The organism is Rahnella ecdela (assembly GCF_019049625.1).
Lineage (GTDB): Bacteria > Pseudomonadota > Gammaproteobacteria > Enterobacterales > Enterobacteriaceae > Rahnella > Rahnella ecdela.
Window position 1 is genome coordinate 651420 of the sequence record NZ_JAFMOY010000133.1, and the last position, 7986, is coordinate 659405.

Here is a 7986-nt window from a genome sequence, read left to right on the forward strand (position 1 = left end):
TCTATTCAGCTTATTAATTATGATTACACCCTATTGTGAAATTGCTTTATTGATATTCACCATTTCACCGTCAGGATTGAAATATTAATAACAGCCCAGTTCTTCGCTTATGGAAAAGTATATGACTCATTTAACTTCATCTGTAAAAACGAATGCCAGCCCCTCCTCATCTTCCGCAGCAGAAAACAAAAACTGGTACCAGATTAGTAGTCACGACGCGATGCAGCGCCTGGAAACCGGCGAAAACGGTCTGACCCGGCAGGAAGCCAGCGAACGCCTGCAAAAATATGGCCTGAATGCATTACCTGAAAAACAATCAAAAAGCGCCCTGATGCGTTTTTTGGCGCACTTCAATGATGTCCTGATTTACATCCTGCTCGCTGCCGCCGTCGTCACCGGAGCTATGGGGCACTGGGTCGATACCTTTGTGATCCTGGGCGTGGCGGTGATCAACGCACTGATTGGTTTTCTGCAGGAAAACAGCGCCGAAAAATCGCTGAAAAGCATTCAGAACATGCTGTCCAGTCAGGCCGTAGTAATGCGTGACGGACAAGTGCAAACCATCAATGCCGACCAGCTGGTGCCCGGCGATATCGTGCAACTGCGTCCCGGAGACAAAATCCCGGCAGACGTCCGTATCGTCAGCGCACACAACCTGCAGGTCGAAGAAGCCATCCTTACCGGCGAATCTACCGTCGTCATCAAGAACGCTCTGGTTATCGACGATGAAGTTATGATCGGCGATCGCCACAATTTGCTGTTCTCCGGCACCATGGTAAGCGGCGGCACCGCCACCGGTGTGGTTTATGCCACCGGTCAGGACACCGAACTGGGTCACATCAGCCAGATGATGTCGGCGATTAAAGCGCAGCGCACTCCGCTGTTACAGCAAATCGACAAACTGGGTAAAGGTATTTTCGCCCTGATCCTGCTGATGATGGCGTTCCTGTTTGTTTTCGCCTTCATCCTGCGCGATATGCCACTGGGGGAACTGCTGCTCTCACTGATCAGTCTGGCCGTGGCTTCCGTCCCTGAGGGCTTACCGGCGATTATCTCAATTATCCTGTCGCTGGGTGTACAGTCGATGGCGCGTAATCACGCCATTATTCGCAAGCTGCCGACCGTCGAAACGCTGGGCTCCATGACCGTCATTTGCTCGGATAAGACCGGCACGCTGACCATGAATGAAATGACCGTAAAAGCGGTGATTCTGGCAGACCGCGCTTACGATGTAGAAGGCGAAAGCTACCAGCCCAAAGGCCGTATCGTGGAAGAACACACGCAGCGCCAGGTGGATGTCATCAGTATGCCGGTGCTCAACACGTTCATCACTGCCGTGGATATCTGTAACGACAGCCAGCTGATTCAGGATGACAGAGGTCATTGGGGAATTACCGGCGGGCCGACGTCCGCCGCACTGAAAGTGCTGGCGGCAAAAGCCAATCTGCATACTGGCCAGATTGAGGCTCTGGATAAAATCCCGTTCGATTCCAAACACAAATACATGGCGACGTTGCAGCGTATCGGTGGCAAAACCCAGCTGTTTGTGACCGGCGCCCCGGATGTTCTGTTCTCCTTAGCGACTGATGAACTGACGGAAAATGGCGTTCAGCCTTTTTGCCGCGAGTACTGGGAAGAAGAGATGGCGCGCTATGCCCGTCAGGGGCTGCGCATGGTGGCCGCGGCTATCAAAGATGAGCCTGAAATTGAAGGTGAACTGAACCACAGCCACCTGCAACAAGGGCTGGTGTTCGCAGGTATTGCCGCCATGATGGATCCGCCCCGCCCTGAAGCCATTGACGCGATTGCGCAGTGTCAGCAGGCCGGGATCCGCGTGAAGATGATAACCGGTGACCATCAGGAAACCGCGATGGCTATCGGCAAAATGTTATGCATCGGCAACAGCGGTGATTCCATTACCGGTTACCAGCTTGAGCATATGGATGACGCTGAACTGGCCGTTGCCGCCAGGCAGTACGATATTTTCGCCCGTACCAGCCCCGAGCATAAATTGCGCCTGGTCAAAGCCTTGCAGGAAAACGGCGAAGTGGTCGGGATGACCGGCGATGGAGTTAATGACGCACCGGCGTTGAAACAGGCCGATGTCGGTATCGCCATGGGTATCAAAGGTACCGAAGTCACCAAAGAAGCCGCAGACATGGTGCTGACCGATGACAACTTTGCCACCATCGCCAGCGCGGTGAAAGAAGGGCGTCGCGTATACGACAACCTGAAAAAAACCATTCTGTTCATCCTGCCGACTAACCTCGCGCAGGGACTGCTGATTATTCTGGCGATTCTTGCCGGGGCGGTTATTCCGCTGACGCCGGTCCAGATCCTGTGGATGAACATGGCGACATCGACCACGCTGTCCTTCGGTCTGGCCTTTGAGCCGGCAGAAAAAGGCATGATGCGCCGCCGTCCGCGCGCTCCGGGTCAGCACGTTCTCGACCTGCATGCCGTCTGGCGTATCGCTTTCGTCGGTATTCTGATTGCCTGCAGCGCCTTCGTTCTCGAAGCCTGGATGCAGCCGCAGGGCTACAGCAGCGATTTGATCCGTACCGTTTTGTTGCAGACGCTGGTTACCGCACAGTGGGTGTACATGTTTAACTGCCGCGTGATGGACCGCTTCCCGCTGAGTAGCGAAGTGTTCGTTAACAAAGGACTGTGGATTGTCTCCGGCGTGTTACTGCTCCTGCAACTGGCGCTGATTTATCTGCCGGTCATGAACTCGCTGTTCGGCACCGTGCCAATGCCGCTGAAATTCTGGGGCATCACCCTGATGGTCGGCGCGATGATCTTCGTGATTGTCGAAATTGAAAAATGGCTGGTTAACCGGTTTATCCGCAAGAAAGACTGAATCTGAAATACCTCGCCGGGCTGTCTTTGGTAGCCCGGTTTTTAGCCTTAAAATGGTCATATTTCTGAAACTTTTGAGGCGCTGGCGTTCAGTTCGTCTCAGAGATCGCGCAAAACATCCCAAAACCCTTTCTGCTGATTTACATCAATCTCTCACCGTTTTATTACTCTCGCCAAGGGTATCCCGTTTCACAGCAATTTGAGTTATGCAGCACTCCGGCTGCTTTTAAAGGATCGCCCCATCGCAATACGGTCAGTTTTATAAAAACGAGTCTCTCTGCATCGCAGTCACACAGAGGCCAAAAAACAGGTAAACCACAATGTCATCGCTCATTTTAGATAAGTGCTATTACACACAGCTGGCATTGCATTCGCTCTTGCAACTTAACGGACAACACCAGAAAGACATTCTTTCGCTCAAGGACATCAACGCACTGCAAGCCGCATGCAATTCCCTGACGCCTGAAATCATCTTTGTGAATGAAGATTGTTTTACGTCTGATGCGCTTTCCGGCCACGACCTCAGGGCGGTGATCGACGCGCATCCCGGCACGCTTTTCTTTGTCTTTATTTCCAAAGAGAATCTCAATTACCAGAACTATGTGCCGATCCGCAAAAACATCATCATTTTGTCGAAATCGATCCGCACGACCACGATTCATCAGTTGATCGCCCACAACCTGCTTTTATCGCGTGCGGGGGAAACGGAACAATCGCTGGATCTTACGCCGGTCAGCCTGAGCCGGACTGAATCAAGCATTCTTAAAATGTGGATGTCAGGGCTGAACACGCAAATCATTTCCGAGCATCTGAACATCAAACAGAAAACCGTGGCCTCGCATAAAGGCAATATCAAACGTAAGGTGAAGACACAAAATAAACAGGCGATATATCATGTTGTTAAGCTCACCGACATCCTGACAACCGGCATGTTCGTGGGTCGCATCCAGCCATTACGTCCGGCGAGTGAACCGGATGAATTTACCGTTCCTTTCGGCTGAAAGCCTGCCCTCTTATCCGCAGTCAGCAACATTCTTGCCTTACTGTGAACCTGATGGTTGGGTACACGACTGAAACACGCTAAACTTCGCAGTCGGAACCCTTATCAGTCATGCCGCAGTCAGGCGGGGCTGGCTTTAATTTGCCGCAGCGCCTGCCCTTCGCAGAAAGCGCGCGGCCCGCAGAAAGAGGCTCAAAACAACGTGGCTCAATACGTATATTCCATGCATCGCCTCGGCAAAATTGTTCCGCCGAAGCGTCATATTCTTAAGAACATCTCCCTGAGTTTCTTCCCTGGCGCCAAAATCGGTGTTCTGGGTCTGAACGGTTCAGGTAAATCCACCCTGCTGCGCATCATGGCCGGTATTGATACCGACATCGAAGGTGAAGCACGCCCGCAGCCTGATCTGAAAATAGGTTATCTGCCGCAGGAACCACAGCTGAACATGGAACACACCGTGCGTGAGTCCGTGGAAGAAGCCGTTTCTGAAGTCGTTGGCGCGTTAAAACGTCTTGATGAAGTCTATGCGCTGTACGCTGAACCGGAAGCTGATTTCGACAAACTGGCCGCTGAACAGGGCCGTCTGGAAGAAGTCATTCAGGCGCACGATGGTCATAACCTGAACAGCCAACTGGAACGTGCTGCGGATGCGCTGCGTCTGCCGGACTGGGATGCAAAAGTGGCTACGCTGTCCGGTGGTGAACGCCGCCGTGTGGCACTGTGCCGCCTGCTGCTCGAAAAACCAGACATGCTGCTGCTCGACGAACCGACCAACCACCTGGATGCAGAATCTGTGGCATGGCTGGAACGCTTCCTGCACGACTTCGAAGGTACCGTTGTGGCGATTACCCATGACCGTTACTTCCTCGATAATGTTGCCGGTTGGATCCTTGAGCTTGACCGCGGTGAAGGTATTCCGTGGGAAGGTAACTACTCCACCTGGCTGGAACAAAAAGATGAACGTCTGGCGCAGGAAGCTTCTTCTGAAGCGGCACGTCGTAAATCTATTGAGAAAGAGCTGGAGTGGGTTCGTCAGGGCGCGAAAGGCCGTCAGTCTAAAGGCAAGGCCCGTCTGGCACGCTTTGAAGAGCTGAACAACACCGAATACCAGAAACGTAACGAAACCAACGAACTGTTCATTCCACCAGGTCCACGCCTGGGCGACAAAGTCGTTGAAGTGAAAAACCTGAGCAAGTCTTATGGTGATCGCGTTCTGATCGACGACCTGTCCTTCTCCGTACCGAAAGGCGCAATCGTCGGGATTATCGGTCCGAACGGTGCCGGTAAATCGACCCTGTTCCGCATGATGTCAGGTCAGGAAGAAGCCAATGGCGGCACCATCGAGCTGGGCGATACCGTGAAACTGGCGTCTGTGGATCAGTTCCGTGATTCCATGGACAACAGCAAAACCGTGTGGGAAGAAGTGTCCGGTGGTCAGGACATTATGCGTGTCGGCACCACTGAAATGCCAAGCCGTGCTTACGTTGGCCGCTTCAACTTCAAAGGTGTTGATCAGGGCAAACGCGTGGGCGAATTATCCGGTGGTGAGCGTGGCCGTCTGCATCTGGCAAAACTGCTGCAGGTTGGTGGTAACATGTTGCTGCTCGATGAACCGACCAACGACCTCGACATCGAAACCCTGCGCGCACTGGAAAACGCCTTGCTGGAGTTCCCGGGCTGCGCGATGGTCATTTCCCATGACCGCTGGTTCCTCGACCGTATCGCGACCCACATCCTCGATTATCAGGATGAAGGTAAAGTCGAATTCTTCGAAGGTAACTTTACCGAATACGAAGAATACAAAAAACGTACTTTAGGTGCCGAAGCATTAGAGCCGAAGCGCATCAAGTACAAAAAGATGATCAAGTAATCGTCTTTATAAAACAGCTAAGGCCCGGAAACGGGCCTTTTTTATAACTGCAATTTGCTGAGATTTATCCTGCCAGCGCCTCGCTGTAACTCTTCGCAAAGCCATATTCCTCCAGCATAAAATCAATGAAACAGGCCAGCGCCGGTGAATTCAGTTTCCGCCCCGGATAAACCAGATACAGATCATTCCCTTCTGCTTCCCACTCCGGCAATACCCGCACCAGCGTTCCCTGTGCCACTTCGTCATGACATAAAAATGCCGGTAACAGCGTGATGCCCGCGCCCGCCAGCGCGCATTCCCGCGCGTAAAGCAAGTTGTCGGTAGTGTGCGCGGAAGGCAGCAGCCAGCGGTGATAGGTTTCGCCATGATGCAGTACCCATTCCGACCAGGCCCGGTGCGCAATGCAGTGATGCGATGCCAGCTGTTGCGGCGTTTCAATGGCCGGATGCTGAGCCAGATACGCCGGTGACGCCAGCAGATAGCGCGGGCTGTGTCCCAGTTCACGACCAATCAGCGAAGAATCCTGCGGCTTACCGGTACGCAGCGCGATATCAAACCCTTCCTGCACCAGATCCACCAGCGCATCGGAAACCGACACTTCCAGCGACACGTCGGGATAGCGCTTTTGAAATTCGACATTCACCCGCGCCAGCAGCGTTGCGCCCAGACCGGCAGGGCTGGTGATGCGCAAACGCCCGCTCGGGTTATCGCGCAGACGGCGAATTGCCAGCTCCGCCCGTTCGCTGGCCTGCATCATTTCCTGACAGTGGATCAGATAGCGTTCACCGGCGAACGTCAGATTCAGCTGGCGGGTGGTGCGGTTGAGTAACCGTATACCGACGGATTTTTCCAGCTGACTGATACGCTGACTGACGCTGGATTTTGGCAAACCTGCGCGGCTGGCTGCCTGTGTGAAGCTGCCGCATTCCGCGACCAGCGCAAACAGCGCCATATCCTGAAGTTGTTTAAACATGATTGTTCACCTGAGACGAACACTTTGTTAGTTATTGTCCATCTTATCAGCTTGTGTCATCAGGACTAGACTGTCTGTATACCCTACTGGAGGAATTAAGATGTCTGTTAAAGCAATCGCAGTAAACCCGAAAGATCCGGCACACTTTATCGCTGTTGAATTACCACAACCTGTCGCGCAAGATTACGATCTGCTGGTGGAAGTGAAAGCTGTGTCGATCAACCCGGTTGACACCAAAGTGCATAAAGGTGTGCAGAAAAGCGGTCTGGATGCGCCAAAAGTGCTGGGCTGGGATGCCAGCGGTATCGTTAAATCAGTCGGCAGCGCAGTAAAAAATTTCAAAGCCGGTGATGAAGTCTGGTACGCCGGAGATATCACCCGCTCAGGCAGCAATGCGACTGAACAACTGATCGACTCGCGTATCGTTTCCCTCAAACCAAAAAGCCTGGACTGGGCGCAGGCCGCCGCTATGCCACTGACCACGCTGACGGCCTGGGAATCTCTGTTCGAGCATCTGAAAATTCAGGACGCTTCTGCCGACAAAACACTGCTGATCATCGGCGGTGCCGGTGGCGTGGGTTCGCTGGCGATCCCGTTCGCGTCATTGCGCAGTAAAGTGAAAGTGATCGCGACGGCTTCCCGTCCGGAATCCGCACAATGGTGCCTGGATCGCGGTGCAGATCTGACCGTGAATTACAAAGATCTGAAAGGCGAGCTGGCGAAGCACGATATTAAACAGGTGGATTTCATTCTGTGCCTGAACGACACCGACGGTCACTGGGCAGCCATTACCGACCTAATCGCACCGATGGGCCACATTTGTACCATCGTTGAAAACGAACATCCGCTGGACATGAACAAGTTGAAACTGAAAAGTGCCGCGCTGCACTGGGAACTGATGTATACCCGCAGCATGTTCACCACGCCGGATATTGCCGAGCAGGGTGAGATCCTCAAACAAGTCGCCGCGCTGGTAGACGAAGGCAAAGTGCAAACCACGCTGAGCGAAACCCTTCACGGCCTGACCGTCGAAAGCATTGAGGCGGCACATGCCAAAGTGATCGATGGCCATATGCAGGGCAAAGTTGTCGTCGCGTTCTGATCCTGCCGGTCTGTCTGATCCTTTCACCCAGGAATAAAAAAGCCCCGTCACTTTCTGAACTGACCCCATAAAGTTGGACGGTTGTAATCAGGCTGCCGCTGTGGCCCGGGTCCGGTATTCTACCGGGCTCAGGCCCTTTAACTTCAGTTTGATCCGTTCATTGTTGTAATAGCCGATATACC

The 7986-nt window shown here is 53.2% G+C and carries 6 protein-coding genes; 4 read left to right on the plus strand and 2 right to left on the minus strand.

Annotated elements, in window-relative coordinates; translation table 11 throughout:
- The first annotated feature begins 121 nt into the window (after nt 1-121).
- From J1784_RS26255 to ettA, 3 genes are all read left to right on the plus strand, one after another.
- Nucleotides 122-2860 carry a cation-transporting P-type ATPase gene (locus tag J1784_RS26255; protein WP_217151612.1) on the plus strand — a complete coding sequence of 913 codons (2739 nt, stop codon included), beginning with the start codon at nt 122-124 and terminating at the stop codon, nt 2858-2860.
- A gap of 319 nt (nt 2861-3179) precedes the next feature.
- Complete coding sequence (gene rcsA, locus J1784_RS26260) at nt 3180-3860, plus strand: transcriptional regulator RcsA (RefSeq protein ID WP_217151613.1); 681 nt, start codon at nt 3180-3182, stop codon at nt 3858-3860.
- A gap of 201 nt (nt 3861-4061) precedes the next feature.
- Complete coding sequence (gene ettA / locus J1784_RS26265) at nt 4062-5729, plus strand: energy-dependent translational throttle protein EttA (RefSeq protein ID WP_120132595.1); 1668 nt, start codon at nt 4062-4064, stop codon at nt 5727-5729.
- 64 nt (nt 5730-5793) lie between these two features.
- Here the strand turns inward: ettA and J1784_RS26270 are convergent, their stop codons facing one another.
- The gene (locus J1784_RS26270; protein WP_217151614.1) at nt 5794-6702 is read right to left on the minus strand and encodes a LysR family transcriptional regulator; all 909 of its coding nucleotides are present in this window, start codon (nt 6700-6702) and stop codon (nt 5794-5796) included.
- Nucleotides 6703-6802: 100 nt separating this feature from the next.
- Here J1784_RS26270 and J1784_RS26275 point away from each other — a divergent pair, with 100 nt between their 5' ends.
- Complete coding sequence (locus J1784_RS26275) at nt 6803-7804, plus strand: zinc-binding alcohol dehydrogenase family protein (protein ID WP_217151615.1); 1002 nt, start codon at nt 6803-6805, stop codon at nt 7802-7804.
- A gap of 87 nt (nt 7805-7891) precedes the next feature.
- On the opposite strand, the gene J1784_RS26280 is transcribed toward J1784_RS26275, so the two are convergent.
- On the minus strand, nt 7892-7986 hold a 95-nt coding region (locus tag J1784_RS26280; protein WP_217147578.1), incomplete at its 5' end, for an IS3 family transposase.